Origin of the sequence: Streptomyces sp. SID12501 (genome assembly GCF_010550245.1) — a bacterium.
Classification (GTDB): domain Bacteria; phylum Actinomycetota; class Actinomycetes; order Streptomycetales; family Streptomycetaceae; genus Streptomyces.
The window spans coordinates 215917-231374 of the sequence record NZ_JAAGLU010000015.1; the positions used below are offsets into that span (position 1 = coordinate 215917).

15 protein-coding genes are annotated in these 15458 nt (G+C 71.4%); 10 read left to right on the forward strand and 5 right to left on the reverse strand.

The features are described from left to right. The first annotated feature begins 75 nt into the window (after positions 1–75). Positions 76–1245, forward strand: coding sequence for a hypothetical protein (locus G3I71_RS20080; RefSeq protein WP_164316180.1), 1170 nt, complete (start codon positions 76–78; stop codon positions 1243–1245). A 308-nt stretch (positions 1246–1553) separates the two neighbouring features. Here G3I71_RS20080 and dapF read toward each other — a convergent pair whose 3' ends face one another. Next, a complete protein-coding gene (gene dapF / locus G3I71_RS20085; protein WP_164316181.1) occupies positions 1554–2456 on the reverse strand; it encodes a diaminopimelate epimerase in 903 nt (300 codons plus the stop codon). Further along, positions 2453–2719 (reverse strand): hypothetical protein, encoded by a 267-nt coding sequence (locus G3I71_RS20090; protein ID WP_164316182.1) that lies wholly within the window; start codon positions 2717–2719, stop codon positions 2453–2455. The genes dapF and G3I71_RS20090 overlap by 4 nt, the downstream gene beginning before the upstream one ends. Before the next feature lie 116 nt (positions 2720–2835). Here G3I71_RS20090 and G3I71_RS20095 point away from each other — a divergent pair, with 116 nt between their 5' ends. From G3I71_RS20095 to G3I71_RS20105, 3 genes are all read left to right on the forward strand, one after another. Further along, positions 2836–3603: a GntR family transcriptional regulator gene (locus G3I71_RS20095; protein ID WP_164316183.1), complete on the forward strand. Its 768-nt coding sequence runs from the start codon at positions 2836–2838 to the stop codon at positions 3601–3603. A 68-nt stretch (positions 3604–3671) separates the two neighbouring features. Further along, positions 3672–4580, forward strand: a complete 909-nt coding sequence (locus G3I71_RS20100; RefSeq protein ID WP_164316184.1) for a hypothetical protein — start codon at positions 3672–3674, stop codon at positions 4578–4580. A gap of 80 nt (positions 4581–4660) precedes the next feature. Continuing rightward, positions 4661–5752: a fatty acid desaturase gene (locus tag G3I71_RS20105; protein ID WP_343243010.1), complete on the forward strand. Its 1092-nt coding sequence runs from the start codon at positions 4661–4663 to the stop codon at positions 5750–5752. A 290-nt stretch (positions 5753–6042) separates the two neighbouring features. Here G3I71_RS20105 and G3I71_RS20110 read toward each other — a convergent pair whose 3' ends face one another. Then, entirely contained in the window at positions 6043–6882 is an 840-nt protein-coding gene (locus G3I71_RS20110; protein WP_164316185.1) for a hypothetical protein, read from the reverse strand. A gap of 92 nt (positions 6883–6974) precedes the next feature. Between G3I71_RS20110 and G3I71_RS20115 the strand changes: the two genes are divergently transcribed. Further along, positions 6975–8012, forward strand: coding sequence for a sodium-dependent transporter (locus G3I71_RS20115; protein WP_164316186.1), 1038 nt, complete (start codon positions 6975–6977; stop codon positions 8010–8012). Between the two features lie 7 nt (positions 8013–8019). On the opposite strand, the gene G3I71_RS20120 is transcribed toward G3I71_RS20115, so the two are convergent. Beyond that, on the reverse strand, positions 8020–9357 hold the full coding sequence (locus tag G3I71_RS20120; RefSeq protein WP_164316187.1) for a HAMP domain-containing sensor histidine kinase: 1338 nt from the start codon (positions 9355–9357) through the stop codon (positions 8020–8022). A gap of 158 nt (positions 9358–9515) precedes the next feature. Between G3I71_RS20120 and G3I71_RS20125 the strand changes: the two genes are divergently transcribed. Genes G3I71_RS20125 through G3I71_RS20145 form a run of 5 tightly spaced genes read left to right on the forward strand, consistent with a single transcriptional unit; the run spans position 9516 to position 14992 of the window. After that, positions 9516–10136, forward strand: a complete 621-nt coding sequence (locus tag G3I71_RS20125) for a hypothetical protein (protein ID WP_164316188.1) — start codon at positions 9516–9518, stop codon at positions 10134–10136. Between the two features lie 17 nt (positions 10137–10153). Next, complete coding sequence (locus tag G3I71_RS20130) at positions 10154–10897, forward strand: ABC transporter ATP-binding protein (RefSeq protein WP_164316189.1); 744 nt, start codon at positions 10154–10156, stop codon at positions 10895–10897. Continuing rightward, complete coding sequence (locus tag G3I71_RS20135) at positions 10884–11573, forward strand: ABC transporter ATP-binding protein (protein WP_164316190.1); 690 nt, start codon at positions 10884–10886, stop codon at positions 11571–11573. The genes G3I71_RS20130 and G3I71_RS20135 overlap by 14 nt, the downstream gene beginning before the upstream one ends. Next, positions 11570–14212, forward strand: a complete 2643-nt coding sequence (locus G3I71_RS52285) for an ABC transporter permease (RefSeq protein WP_164316191.1) — start codon at positions 11570–11572, stop codon at positions 14210–14212. Before G3I71_RS20135 ends, G3I71_RS52285 begins: the two co-directional genes overlap by 4 nt. A 51-nt stretch (positions 14213–14263) precedes the next feature. Continuing rightward, positions 14264–14992 (forward strand): response regulator transcription factor, encoded by a 729-nt coding sequence (locus G3I71_RS20145; RefSeq protein ID WP_164316192.1) that lies wholly within the window; start codon positions 14264–14266, stop codon positions 14990–14992. Positions 14993–15057: 65 nt separating this feature from the next. Here the strand turns inward: G3I71_RS20145 and G3I71_RS20150 are convergent. Further along, on the reverse strand, positions 15058–15458 hold a 401-nt coding region (locus G3I71_RS20150; protein WP_164316193.1), incomplete at its 5' end, for a response regulator transcription factor.

Below are 15458 nucleotides of genomic sequence, written 5' to 3' on the forward strand. Positions count from 1 at the left end.
GATGGGTCCCGAACGAGGCATCACAACCAGGTCCCGTGAGATGAGCCGCAGCGCCTGCCAGTAGGCTGCACGGCCGTGAGCGAGTACCAGTACTACGAGTTCCAGGCCATCGACCGACCCTTGACCAAGGACGAGCTCGAAGAGGTACGGGCGCTGTCGAGCCGGGCCAGGATCAGCGCGACACACTTCGTCAACGAATACCACTACGGCGACTTCCGCGGCGATGAGCGCAAACTGATGGAGCAGGTGTACGACGCCCACCTGTACTTCGCCAACTGGGGCTCGCGTCGCCTGATGCTGCGCCTGCCCACCACCCTGCTGCCCGCCCGCAGCGCCGAACCGTACTGTGTGGAAGACGCCTTGACCTGCTGGACCAGGAAAGGGCATCTGCTGCTCGACTTCGCCTACTCGTCCGAAGACGGCGGCGAGTGGGACTTCGAGACCTCCTTCACTCTCGCCTCGTTCACCACCCTGCGTGCCGAACTCGCCGCGGGCGACCTGCGTCCCCTCTATCTGGCCTGGCTTTCCGCGCTCACCCGCTGGGAGTTGGAGGAGGATGTCGACGAGGGCGAGTACACCTCCACCGTCGAGCCGCCCGTACCCGCAGGTCTTGCCCGACTTACCGGCCCGCAGCAGGGCTTGGCGGACTTCCTGCACGTCGACCCGCACCTGCTCACCGCTGCTGCCCGCGCCAGTGTTGCCACCCCTTCCCAGGCAATCGACAAAGACGCACTCACCGCCTGGATCCGAGCCCTGCCATCACGCGAGAAGGACACCCTGCTGCTGGACGCAGCCCTCGACACCGCCCCGCAACCAGGCCCCGCTCTGCTGGCCCGCCACCGCGCCGCGATCCGTGGTACGGCCGAAGTGTCCACCGCTGCCCGGCGCCGCTCAGCCGCGGAACTCCTCGACGCCGCCCACGAGGTGCGCAGCGAGCACACACGGCAGCAGGAACAGGCCCGCGCCCAGGCCCGCCGAGCCGAACAGCGGGCTCGCGAGAGCCACCTGGACCGCCTGGCCGAGAACGCCGAGCAAGCCTGGCAGGACATCGCCCACCTGATCGGGCAGAAACAGCCCGGCCCGTACGACACCGCCGTCACCCTCCTGAAGGATCTCCGCGAGGTCCACGACCGGGCGGGCACCCCCGAGGAGTTCGCCCGGCGCCTCCACGACCTGCGCGATCAGCACCGCGGCAAGCCCTCGCTGATGCGGCGCTTCACCGACGCCGGCCTGACGGCCCGCTGAGGCGCGCTCAGATCTGGTCGCGTGAACCTCACCTCGGCCAGGAGGCGGAGGGCGGACAGTGGGGCAGCGGTGCATGAGGGTCAGCACCTGGACGTCGCGGCGCGGGTCGAGACCGGATTTCCGCGGGATCCGCCTGGCCACCTCTGCGACGTTAGGACCAGCCGCATCCTGGCCCCAGGTCCCCTCCGGGCGTAGCAAGCTGCCGTCGCAAGGAGGGGCGCCCGTGTGGACCTGGTCGGAACGAACGGCCGGCATCCACGAAACGCTCTGCGAGCCGAACCACTGCCTCATCGCCCACTGCCCATCACCTACAGGCTCGGCAGACCATTGGCACTCTCCCCGGCCGCCCCTACGGTCCCGTGAGCGACGATGAGCGCGGGGCCTTCGAGCGTCATCGTCCCGTCCTGGTGCACGGTCACTCCGAGGCGGCCTCCTGGTACGTCGACGATGTAGGTCCTGGCATCCGTGTGCCGGTCGAGGTGGCGCAGGGCCGCGACCGCGGCGCAGGCTCCGGTACCGCATGCGTACGTCTCGCCGACGCCCCGTTCGTGTATCCGCAGAGAGAGGTGCTGGTGGCTGACGCGGAGGGCGAACTCCACCGTGACGCCTTCCGGGTAGGCGCTGTGCGGGATGGCCTTCGGGGGGACTCGTAGGGGCCCGGCGAGGGAAAGGTCGTCGAGGAAGGCCACGGCGTGGGGGTTGCCCATGTCGACGTGGACGGCTTGCCAGTGACGTCCGGCTGCGAGGACGGTGACGCCGGGAGTGCCTGGCAGGTAGGGGCTGCCCATGTCCACGGCGATCGTGTCGTTGTGGCTCTTTCCCGGAGGTACATGGACTGCACGGGTCCCTGCGCGGGTGGCGATCTTCGTGGTTCCGGTCGGGCAGAGTCCACGATCTGTCAGGTAACGGGCAAGGACCCTTATCCCGTTGCCGCACATGGTCCCCTGGGAGCCGTCGGCGTTGTAGTAGTCCATGAACCAGTCGGCTTCGTTCGCCATGGAAGCGGCCTCCGGGACAGCGGTGCAGCGGACTGCTCGCAGGAGTCCGTCGGCTCCGATGCCCCGGCGGCGGTCGCACAGGTGGGCAATGTCGGCGGGTGTGAGGTCGAGCCGTCCGGCGGGATCGGGCAGGACGATGAAGTCGTTGTGGGCGCCGTGCCCCTTGGCGAAGGGGATGGACTGGGGAGAAAGCGTGCGGTGGCGGTTGTTCATCGGGCAGCGGGGTCGTCGTCGTTGGCCTCTGGCGGCATCCGCACCCAGGCGACCTGCGCTTCTTCGGTGTCGGTCATTCCGAAGGCCGTGCCTTGTTCCAAGAGGGCAAGGACCTGCTGCCACTGCCTCGTCGCGTCTGGTGTCACGTCGAACTCGATACGGATGCCGGAGGAGTCCCGGGAGACGCGCGGCTGACTTCTCGTCAGGCCGACGATTCGCTCAACGAGTACGTCAACAGCGGAGTTCTGGCGGCCTTTGCCCACTTCCCCACCGTCCACTCGCTTCAATATCACCCTCCGCATTTCTAGTCCACTAGCTTTCAGCTAGTGGACTAACTTTGTCAATCCGTACAGGGCGGCGCGCGAGCGCGAGGAGGAGCATGGCCGACGGAACCTCGGCTTCCCCGGCTCCCTACCTGGTGGTGGCGGACACGATGAGGGCCCGGATCGCTGACGGCACCTGGCCGCCGGGGCACCGGCTTCCGTCACGTTCGGCCCTGGGGCGCGACTTCGGCGGGGCCGGAGAGAACGTGGTGCGCCGTGCGCAGGAACTCCTGATCGACGAAGGTCTCCTGGAAGGGCGTGCCGGGTCCGGCACGTACGTACGCGCGACACGCCAGCGGCACACTCTGTGGCGTACCCAAGAGGCGGGTTCCGTTAACAACACAGCCGCCCCGGCCGGTTTCGCCGGCACCTGGGAGGCGGACAGCGAGGCCAAGGTGCCCGCTCCCCCCGTTGTCGCAGGCCGACTCGGGATCGAGGAGGGCGCGCACTGTGTCCGCACCGTCTACGAGTTCCTCCTCCAGCACCGGCCGGTACTGCTGCTGACCAGCTGGGAGCCGATGGCCATCACCGGGGGAAGTGTGATCGTCCTGCCCGAGGGCGGCCCGCTGGCCGGCCGCGGCGTGCCTGCGCGGATGGGCCACATCGGAGTCGAGGTCACCCGCGTGCGGGAAGTTCCCCGTCCCGTCCAGGTCGACCGGGAACAGGCCCACCTCCTCGGAGCGCCGGTCGGCTCGCGCGCCACGCTGATCGAACGGACCCATTACGACGCCTCGGGGCGGGCCGTGGAGACCGCGGATCTCCTGGCCCCGGCGAACCAGTGGGAGATCGCCTACGACATCCCCGTCGCCCCGTCCCGGCCGTAACGGCGACACGGATCATCACCACCACAACCACCATGACCGACTGGAACAATCAGGGGGCGGTATACGTCATGAGCACCTCACGCAACGACGGGGTGACCCGGGCCAAGGACTGGCTGATCTCGCCCGTCCTCAACGCGCTCATCGGGCTGGCGGGCATCGTCGTCCCCGTGATCGCCTGGGTGAACGAGCAGACCGGCGTCAAGAACGCCCTGCTCCTCACGGAGACCGTCCTGGTCGTCTGGCTTACAGCCAACCACCTCTGGCTCAGAAGCCGTTACATCACGCTGCGCCGTGCGAACAACCTCAAGGCGATGGACGACGTCCGCTACTACGACGTCATCCGCGGCCGGTTGGAACAGGACCTGATCTCCGACTACGGCGAGATCGCCGACGGACACCTTCGGGTGTACGCCACCGAGGTCCCGCGCCTGTCCGTCATGCTGGTCAAAACCCTGGTCGACGCCCGCACCGACCCCCTGCGCATCCTGGCCGCCGACCTGACCACCAACCCGTCCGTACTCACCCAGCGCCGCGAGTACCTCGCCGCCAACCGCCGCCTGCTGGAGGCCGGCGGCACCATCCAGCGTCTGTTCATCTGCTACCGCGCCGACCTCGTCCGCGAGGACTACGCCCGCGACCTCCTGCAACTCATCGACATGCACCGCCAGATGGGCGTCACCTGCGGCCTCGCCGTTCGCGACCGGCTCCGCGCCGACCAGGCCGTGGATGTCGTCATTCTCGCCTCTGCCGCTGTCCTGGTCGAAGAGGAACAGGGCGACGCCGACTACTCCCGGGGCCGCTCCTCCGTCTACTTCAAAGGCGTCGAGCGGTGGACCGGCCGCTTCGAGTCCGTCTGGGGCCACGGACCCGACTCCGCCGTCACCACACTCCAGTCCTACGAGAACGGCATCCGCGCCATGCTCAGCGGCGCCACCTGGGCAGGCGACCGCGCCGAGGGGACAGTCGACCAGCTGTAGCCCCCCGGCACCGCGGGAGATCGCTTTCAGCCAGAGGCCATTAGCACACCTGACAAAGCTAGTTACACAGATTACGGTTCGTGACAGTCACGCGCGGGCAGCCAACCGCGCGCTTCCCTCCTGCCCCGGGACTGTCCGTGCTGCTGTGCATAGCCATGCTCGTCACCGGCATCGCCCTGCGCCAAGCCGACCGGGCCCACTTCGCCCGCACCCGGCCGCGTACCGCAGACTCCACCAGCCTCCGCGAACTCCAGCGAGCCCGGGCCAACGACCTGACCCCGGCCCTGCTTCTCATCGGCCAGTGGGTGCAGATCACCGGCTGGTGGCTGCTTGCCGCGCAGGGCCCGCTGGCTGCCGTAGTCACGGCGACAGCGGTAGGGATCCACTTCCGCCATCTCCAGGAGATCAGCCACTTCGCCGTCCACGGGGTCCTCGCCCGCACCCGGCGGGCCAATCTCCTCCTCGCCGAGATCTTCGCCCACCACCCTCTCGGCCTGCCCCCGGTCACTGTCCGCCACCGCACACACGTCCGTGACCACCATCCCCACGCGACTCTTGACAACGACCCCAACCTCGCCGAACTTCACACGGCCGGCCTGCGCCCAGGCGTCCCACGGACCCATTTCCTCCGGGCGCTCGTCTTTCCCCTCACCCCCGGTGGAGTGAGAACGACGACCGCCGACCTCCTGCGCAATACCAACAGCTGGCACCGGAGGGCAGCCCTCTTCCTCCTGGCCGTACTCGCCTACACCCTCGGCGGCTGGAGCGGACTGGTCGCCGGCCTCCTCGTCCCACGCCTCCTGCTCTACCCCCAACTCTCCTGGCTCAGCCTCCTCAACGAACACACCTGGTTCGACCCCGACCCCCGCACCGGCACCCCCACCTGGATCGAAGCAGGCCGCTGCCTGCGCCTCTACCCCACCAACCGCACCCTCGCCCACCTCGCCGCCACCACCTGGCTCCCCTACGGCGACCTCCACCACTACGCCCACTCCGCCCACCCAGCCATCCGCTGGAACTACCTCCCCTCCCTCGAACGCCACCTCACCAACCCGCACTTCACCCCCAACGCTCTCCTCATCGGCAGCGGGTCGGTCATCCGCAGACACCAGAGCGCACTCACCACACCTGGCACCACAACAGCACGCAAAACCCAAAGGCTCCCCCTCTGATCCCCTGCACCACGACGCGGGGCACGACCGGTGTCGGGGGTGCTCAGGGTGGAGGGGCGGGGAGCGGGGGCGACGATGAGGGCGGCGCGCAGGGCGAGGGCGCAACGCCCACACGCATCCTGCGAGGGTGTTGAAGACGATGATCGCGGATCGCGAACTTCATCCACGGCAGCCGCCGTACGGCGAAGATCACAAACAGGGTCGCCGCGCCCGTGGGGCAGCCGAGGCCCCGGCCCTGCGGTCCCAAGCCCATTGAAGTCACGCCGCCTCCTGAACGCCTCGCGAGCCGTTCAGGCCGTCTGCCGATCAACGCGCCCGGGGTCCACGACGTCCTTGCGGGTCACCGCCAGGTAGACGACCAGGCCGAGGATGACCGCCAGGAACAGCCCGCTGGTGACAACGGTGCCGAAGCCGAGGCCGCCGTCGCCGGTCGGCTGGGAGAGGTAGTCGCCGATCGAGGCCCCGAGCGGGCGGGTGAGGATGTAGGCGATCCAGAAGCTCCACACCGCGTCCAGGCCCAGCGTGAAGTGCGCGAGCGCGACGGCGCCGATGGCCAGGGCGAACAGGACGGCCGCGAGCCAGTAGCCGAGATCCATGCGCTCGGAGACCAGGTCGCCGGCCGCGGTGCCGAGGGCGAACGTGAACAGCACGGCCAGCCAGTAGAACGCCTCACGGCTGGTGGTGTCGATGCTGTGGATGGACAGGGTCCGCTCACGCCGGTACCAGACGACGAAGACGACCGCGAGGAGGAGCGCGAAGACCGTGGTGGTCGTCTCCAGCGGTACGCCCATGTTGTCGGTGAGGTTGTCGCTGATCAGTGTGCCGACGACGCTGATGAGGGCGACGGCGAGCCAGTAGACGCCCGCGCGGTAGGCGGTCGTACGGAACTGCACGACAAGGACGACCGCGAGCAGCGCGCTCATCAGGAGCGACACACCGGTCAGGCCCAGACCGGCCTTCTCGTTGAGCAGGTCCGCCGCGGTCTCGCCGACGGTCGTGCACAGCACCTTGATGATCCAGAAGTAGGCGGTGACTTCGGGGACCTTGTTCCAGCGCAGGCGGTGGGAGGGGCGGGCGGAGGCACTCGTGCCCGGTTCGGCCTCAGGAGTCTCGGAGAGTTCATAGGTCATGGGGCGGGACACTGCCAGCGGTTACCTGAACGCATCCTGACTGCCGCGCGGCTTTCCCGGGCCGCCGCGTCCGGCCTGATCACGATGAACGCATGTACACCCGCGCCGCGTCCTGGCTGCGGCACCGGCTCGGCCGCGCCGTCGTCCTGTCCTACGTCCTCGCCCTGCTCCTGCCCGGACCTGGCCTGTGGCTGCGCCGCCCCCATCCCTTACCGCTGACACACCTGCCGTTGAACACCGCACCGCTTCTGTTGTCCCTGGTGCTGTTCTCGGCCGGACTCCAGGTCCCCGTCCGCGCGCTGGGCCACCTGCTGCGGCAACCGAAGGCCCTGCTCGCCGGGCTCGTGCTGCACCTCGCCATCCCACTGGCGGTCGTGCCGCTCGCCGCCTTCCTGTTGCGGCGCACCCCCGACGCCGACGGAGGGAGCGGACTGCTCACCGCCATGATCCTCGTCGTGGCGATGCCCGTCGCCGCAGGGGCCACCGTATGGACAGACAAGGGCGATGGCGACCAGCCCACGATGGTGGGCCTCGTCCTGGCCTCCACCCTCATCAGCCCGCTCACCATCCCCCTGCTACTGGGGGCCCTGGCGCCGCTGCTCAGCGGCGGCTACGCCAGCACCCTCGCCGACACCGGTCGGCTGGCCCAGGGCGGATTCGGCCTGACCACCGTGGTCCTGCCCTGCGCGGCCGGCCTCCTGGGCGCACTCGCCCTCCCCGCGAGCCGGCTGCGCCGCCTCCATCTCGCGGTGACACCTCTGGCGCTGGCCGGCTCGCTGCTGCTGACCTATGTCAATGCCAGCGGCGCCCTCGGCTCCGCCCTGACCCGGCCACGCCCTCTGCTGTTCGCCGCCGCCCTGGCTGTGGCGGCCCTGATCTGTCTGCTCTCCTTCGCCGTCGGCCGGGCCGCCGCGCACATCCTGCAGCTGGAGGCGGGTACCGCCTCGTCACTGACACTCGCCTGCGGCATGAACAACAGCAGCGCGAGCGCGGTCCTGATCACCACGTGCCTGCCCGACAAACCGCACCTGCTGCTGCCGGTCCTCGCCTACGGGCTGCTGCAGAAGAGCGCCGCGAGCCGCATCGTCAGTCGCCTCCGGCGCGTTCCCGTTCCCGCGGCAACCCCCTGAACGATCCTCAGCCACCGCCCTTCACGTCCTCCCCCTCCTGCCGTACGGGGACGAGCAGGGTGAACGTGGCAGGACGGCGGCCCGCCAGGGAGAGCCTCCCTCCCAGGGACACGGCCAGGTCGCGGGCGAGGGCGAGGCCGATCCCCTCTCCCGGGCCGCCACCGCTGTGCCCGCGGTCGAAGAGCCGTGCTGTCCCGCCTTCACCGCCGCCCTCGACCTCAACCTCGCCCTCGTCGCCGACGTCGAAGGCGAGGGCGTCCTCGAGGTCCCGCACCGTGAGGCGGACCGTGCCGCGTCCATGCACGCGCGCGTTGTCCAGCAGGATCCCGAGGATCTCGCTGACCGGGGCGCCCGGGACGAGGACATCGTCCGGTACGTCACGGGTCTCGCACTCCAGGCGTCTGCCGTCACCGGCGAACAGGCCGTGCCAGCGCCCCTCGGTGTCCCGCACGAGCCGGGACACCATGGTGTCCGGGGTGACGGATCCCGAACGGCCGCGGGAGCGGGACAGGCGCAGCACCTCCTCCACCGTGTCGTGCAGGCGCCGGGTGGTGGCCAGCGTCTCCTCGATGACGGGCCGCAGCCGGGCGTCGTCGTCCTCGGCCAGTCCGGCTTCCAGAGTGAGCTGGAGTCCGGTCAGCGGGGTGCGCAGCTGGTGTGAGGCGTTGGCGGTGAAGTCCCTTTCGTGGCGCAGGAGTTCGGTCAGGCTGTGCAGCATCTCGTTGTGGGTGCGGGCGACCTGGTCGATCTCGGCGACATTGCTGGACGCGGCCCGGGCGCTCAGGTCGCCGGCGGTGACCGCCCGGCTGTGCCGGGAGAGGTCCTCCAGCGGCGCGGCCAGCACCCGCGCCTGGCGGCGGGCGACGAGGACGGCCACCGTCAGCGCGAGGGCACAGACCCCGGCGAGGACCGCCCAGGCGAGCAGGACACGGTCGCGCACGGCGGATGCCGGGGAGGAGGCCCGTACGACGCCGATCACCTGCTCGTCGTGCGACACGGGCACCGCGACGACCAGGTCACCGCCCGCCCGGCCGCGCACCACCTCCGCGGCCAGCGCCCGTCGCACGACCGTGTCACCGGTGCGGGGGCCGGTGCCTGCCCGCAGCCGCAGCGCGGGGTCGTACAGGCCGAGGCGTCCGCCGGCCGGTGGCGCGGGCAGTTCCACGGGGTCGCCGGTCACGTAGTCCGGGCTGACGCGTACGGCGCCGGACAGCGCCGCCCGTTCCAGGGTGTCGCGCTGGTCGGCGTACAGGGTCGACCTGATGGCCAGGGCCAGGGGGACGGCGAGGAGGACGACGGCGACCAGGGCGGCGGTGAGGGCGACTCGCACCACGCGCTGTCTCATGACCCCATCCTGCGGGCTCCCGACCGGCCCGGGGACGGTCCGCCACGCGCTTTTGCCGTCGTCTAACCGTCGGCGGTCGGGGCGTTAACCGACGGCTCTCTAGCGTCGGTGGCATGACCAGGAAGCAGTTCCCGGCAGTTCCTCGGGAGGGCAGTGGCATGTCATACGCACGTACTTCCGCCGGCGTCGTCGCAGTGACGGTGGTCGCGGCGGTGATCGCGGGGTGTTCCGGATCGTCGTCCGGGGCCCACTCCGGCTCGGGCTCGACGGCCCCGGTGCGGGCGAACCCGGCCCCCACCGAGTCGAACCCGCCCGGGGACATCCCCGACAACCAGGTGTTCGTGGCCTACCGGCCCACCGGCGGCTTCACCGGGTTCACGGTGAAGGTGCCGGAGGGCTGGGCCCGCACCGACAAGGGCGGTGCGACCGTGTTCACGGACAAGCTGAACAGCGTCACCATCACGACGGCCACCGCCTCCACCGCCCCGACCGTCGCCTCGGTCAACAGCACCGTCGTCCCGCAACTGAGCGGCCGTGTAACGAAGTTCGCGTCCCCGAAGGTGTCGCAGGTGACCCGGAAGGCGGGCCCCGTCGTCCTTCTCACCTACCAGGGCGACTCGGCCAGGGACCCGGTCACCGGCAAGGTGGTGCGGGACGCGTTCGAGCGGTACGCCTTCTCCCGGCAGGGCCATGAGGTGGACCTGACCCTGTCCGGCCCCGTCAACGCCGACAACGTCGACCCGTGGCGAACCGTCAGCGACTCGTTCGCGTGGCGGTGAGCACGATGATGAGTGCGATGGTGAGTGCGGAGCCCGCCGGGCCCTCGGACGACGACGTGGTGCTGGCCGCCCGGGAGCTGTACCGCTTCTACCGGGCCGGCGAGGAGGAGACGCTCGCGTTGCGCGGGGTGTCACTGCGGGTGCGGCGGGGGGAGACGGTCGCCGTCGTCGGCCCCTCGGGGGCGGGCAAGTCGACCCTTCTGGCGTGCCTGGCAGGTCTCGACGAGCCGTCGGGCGGCGAGGTCCGGGTGGCGGGCGTGCGCATCAGCCATCGGCCCGAGACCGAACGCGCCCGGCTGCGCGCCCGGCACGTGGGGGTGCTCCTTCAGTCACGCAACCTGCTTCCGCATCTGACCGTGCGCGACAACATCCGGATCGCCCAGCATGCGGTGCGCGGCCGGCCCGCCGTACGGGCCGAGGCGCTGCTGGAACAGGTGGGGCTGGGGCGCAGGGCCGGCGTGCTGCCCCGGCAACTGTCCGGCGGGGAGCTGGCCCGCGCGGGGCTGGCCGTGGCACTGGCCAACACCCCGGCCGTGCTGCTGGCCGACGAGCCGACCGGTGAACTCGACGGCGGCACCGAGCAGTTGGTGCTGCGGATGCTGCGGGACCGGGCGGCGGACGGCTGCGCGGTGCTGATCGTGACGCACAGCGCGGAGGCGGTGCGCGGCTCCGACCGAGTGATCACACTGGACGACGGACGGGCCCACGAGGGACACCGGGGCACGGCTCATGCGAAGGAGCACGGCCATGGCCTCCGCTGACCTGCTCCTCTCCTGCCGGGGTGTCGCGCTCACCTTCGGCCGGGGCCCCACCGCCGTGGTGGCGGTGCACGGCGCCGACCTGGACGTCCGCTCCGGCGACCGGCTGGCGGTCGTGGGCCCGTCCGGTTCGGGGAAGTCGTCCCTGCTGCATCTGCTGGCGGGGCTGGAACGCCCCACCGGCGGCACGATCGCCCGGCCCGGACTCCACGAGGCGCGGGACATCGGCCTGGCCTTCCAGGCCGACAGCCTCATCCCCGCCCTCGACGTCACGGAGAACACCGCGCTGCCGCTCGTCCTCGCGGGACGTCCGCGGGAGGAGACCCGCCGGTCGGTCGCCGAGGCGCTCGACGTGGTCGGCGCGGCCGGGCTGGCCGACCGGCTGCCCGACGAGATCTCCGGCGGACAGGCCCAGCGGGTGGCCGTGGCCCGCGTCCTGGCGCAGGCGCCGCGCCTGATCCTCGCCGACGAGCCCACCGGCCGCCTCGACCACGCCACCGGCGCCCGCGTCCTGGACGCCCTGCTGGCGGCGGCCGACCGGACGGGCGCGGCCCTCGTCGTCACCACCCACGACCCGGCCGTCGCCGCCCGGCTCACCGTACGGCGGACCATGCGCGACGGCCGACTGCTCGCACCCGAAACGGCGGAAGCGCCGGACCCATCAGGGAGCCTGTCATGATCACCGCCTGGGCGGGCGGACTGACCCGCCACCGTATCGGGCGGCTCCTCGCCGCCGTCGCCGGAATCGCCCTCGCCGTCGCACTCGTCGCCGCGCTCGGCTCCTTCCTCACCGCGTCCAAGGCGACCATGACCCAGCGCGCGGTCCGCTCGGTCGCCGTGGACTGGCAGGTCGAAATACAGCCGGGCGCCGACCCGAACGCCGTCCGGTCCCTGGTGCGGGCCACTCCCGGCACCCGGGCCGCGCTGCCCGTCGGCTTCGCCCGCACCACCGGCTTCACCGCCACCGTGGGAGGCAGCACCCAGACCACCGGACCGGGGGTCGCGCTCGGCCTGCCGGCCGACTACCGCAGCCGCTTCCCCGACGAACTGCGCACACTCTCGGGCTCCGGCACCGGCGTCCTGCTCGCCCAGCAGACCGCCTCCAACCTGCACGCGGCCCCCGGCGACACCATCGGCGTACGGCTGCCCGGCGCCGGACTGCGGCAGGTGCGGGTGGACGGTGTGGTCGACCTGCCCCAGGCCGACTCACTGTTCCAGAAGGTCGGCGCGCCCGCGCAGTCCCAGCCGACCGCTCCCCCGGACAACGTCGTCCTGTTGCCCGCCGCCCGGTTCGCCTCCCTCACCCGGGGAGCCACCGACGTCACCACCCAGCTCCACGTGGCCCGCGACGCGAAACTGCCGGCCGACCCGGCCGCCGCCTTCACCTCGGTCACCGGCGCCGCCCACAACCTGGAGGCCAGGTCGGCCGGCACGGTGCTCGTCGGGAACAACCTCGGCGCGGCCCTCGACTCCGCCCGCCAGGACGCCCTCTACGCCCAGATCCTCTTCCTCTTCCTCGGCTTCCCCGGTGCCGTCCTGGCCGCCGCGCTGACCGTGGCGGTCGCCTCGGCGGGCGGCGAACGGCGCCGCCGGGAGCAGGGCCTGCTGCGGCTGCGCGGGCTGCGGCCCCGTCAGATCACCGCGCTGGCGGGATTGGAGGCCGCGCTGGTCGGCGTCGGCGGCAGCCTCGCGGGTCTCGGGCTGGCCGCGCTGACCGGCCGCCTGGCCTTCGGCGCCACCTCCTTCAGGGCGAGCGCGGGCACCTGGGCACTCTGGTACGTCATCGCCTTCGTCCTCGGCGTGGTCGTGGCCGCCGGCGCCGTGCTCGTGCCCGCCCTGCGGGATCTGCGCACGGTGACCGTCGCCGACACCCGGCGGGAGCGGCGTGTGTCGCGTTCGCCCTGGTGGCTGCGGTGCGGCCTGGACTTCGCGCTGCTGATCGGCTCGTGGCTGGTCTTCCGCGCCTCCTCCGGCAACCAGTACGCCCTGGTCCTCGCCCCCGAGGGCGTGCCCAGTGTCTCCGTCTCGTACTGGGCGTTCCTCGGCCCGGCCCTGCTGTGGCTCGGCGCGGCCCTGCTGCTGTGGCGGCTGACCCTGCTGGCTCTCGCCCACGGCCGACCGGCGCTGGCCCGCCTCGCCCTGCCGCTGACCGCGACCCTCGCCACGACCACGGCGGCCGTACTGTCCCGCCGTCGGCGTCCGCTGGCCCGCTCGGTGGTGCTGCTCGCCCTCGCGGTGTCGTTCGCGATCTCCACGGCCGTCTTCAACTCCACCTACCGGCAGCAGTCCGAGGTCGACGCCCGCCTCACCAACGGCGCGGACGTCACCGTCACCCAACCGCCCGGCGCCCAGGTCCCGCCGAGCGCGGCCGGCAAGCTGAAGGTCCCCGGCGTCCGGCACGTCGAGCCCCTCCAGCACCGCTACGCCTACGTCGGCTCCGACCTCCAGGACCTCTACGGCGTCCGGCCCGCCACCGTCGCGAAGGCGACCTCGCTCCAGGACGCCTACTTCTCGGGCGGCACAGCCGCTCAGCTGATGCGCCGGCTCACCCAGCGCCCCGACAACCTGCTGGTCAGCGCGGAGACCGTGCACGACTTCCAGCTCTCCCCCGGCGACACGGTCAACCTGCGTGTCCAGGACGCCCGTACGAGGGCGCTGCGCACGGTGCCCTTCCACTACGCCGGGATCGTCAAGGAGTTCCCTACCGCGCCGAAGGACAGCTTCTTCGTCGCCAACGCCGCCTACGTGGCGAAGGCGACCGGCAGCAACGCGGTCGGCGCCTTCCTGCTCGACACCGGCGGCACCCACCAGAAGCAGATCGCCGACCAGCTGCGCCACCGGCTGGGCACCGGCGCCACCGTCACCGACCTCACCCAGACCCGCGGCATCGTCGGCACCAGCCTCACCTCCGTGGACCTGGCCGGACTCACCCGCATCGAACTCGCCTTCGCCGTCCTGCTGGCAGCCGGGGCCGGCGGCCTGGTCCTCGCCCTCGGACTCGCCGAACGCCGCCGGACCTTCGCCATCGCCACCGTCCTGGGCGCCCGCAGCGGCCAACTGCGCGGCATGGTCCTCACCGAGGCCCTGCTACTGGCCGTCGGCGGTCTGGCAGGCGGCGCCCTCATCGGCTGGGCCCTGTCCGAGATGCTCGTGAAGGTCCTGACGGGCGTCTTCGATCCACCGCCCGCGAGCCTGTCGGTGCCGGGCGGCTACCTCGCCCTGACCGCGGGCGCGGCTGTCATCGCCGTACTGGCCGCCGCGCTGAACGGCATCCGCAGCGCCGGCCGGCCCGCCGTGGAGGAACTGCGTGACCTGTGAGCGGCGGGAGCGGGAGGGCCGAGCACCTCGCCCGCTCCTACGCTGTCCAGCATGCGTACGCACGTGACCGCCGACCACAGTCGCCACCGTGTCCTCGTCGTCGAGGACGACGACACCATCGGCCGTCATCTGGAATCCGGCCTGCGCGGCAACGGCTACGCACCGACCTGGAACCGGACGGGTTCCGCCGCTCTGGCCGAGGCCGCGCGCACCCCGTACGACGTGCTGCTGCTCGACCTGGGGCTGCCCGACATGGACGGTCTGGACATCGCCCGCACACTGCGTGCCCGCCATCCCGACCTGCTGATCATCATCCTGACGGCGCGCACGGACGACATCGACGTCATCGCCGGACTGGACGCGGGGGCCGACGACTACCTCGTCAAGCCGTTCAGCCTGACCGTGCTGCTCGCCCGGCTCCGCGCCCATCTGCGCCGCCGGGTCGTCGCCACGCCGTCGCAGGAACCCGTACGGCTGGCCGACCTGGTCCTCGATGTCGCAGCCCGCCGCTGCACGCTCCACGACGCGGACATCGAGCTGCGTCCAAAGGAGTTCGACCTGCTCGCCGTCCTGGCCCGGCACGCAGGAGAGGCCGTCTCCCGGGAGACCCTGATGGCCGAGGTCTGGGACGAGAACTGGTTCGGCTCCACCAAGACCCTCGACGTCACCATGGCCGGCCTGCGCCGGCGCCTCACCGAGGCCGCCGACATCTCGGCCCGCCCCGGCAGCCTGCCCCGCATCACCACCCTGCGGGGGCACGGCTACCGCCTGGAGATCTGACGGACGCCGTCGGCGCGGCAGTAGCGAGCGGGCTGCCCGGCCTTTCCCGACCAGTGCTCGTCTGTTCAGTCCACGCTGGGCCGGGCGAGGCCGTGGTCGTAGGCGAAGATCACGGCCTGGATGCGGTCGCGGGCGCCGATCTTGGTCAGGACGCGGCCGACGTGGGTCTTGACGGTGGACTCGGACAGCACGAACCGGGTGGCGATCTCACCGTTGGTCCAGCCCTTGCCGACGGCGACGAGGATCTCGCGTTCGCGTTCGGTGAGGGAGCACAGCCCCGGGTCCTCGACGGAGTCCGCTCGGTGGGCGGGGACGTAGCGGGCGTATTCGTCCAGGAGACGGCGGGTGAGAGCGGGCGCGATGACGGCGTCGCCCACCGCGACGGCCCGGATGCCGGCGAGGAGTTCCTCGGGGCGCGCGTCCTTGAGGAGGAAGCCGCTGGCGCCGGCGCGGAGGGCGGCGTGGA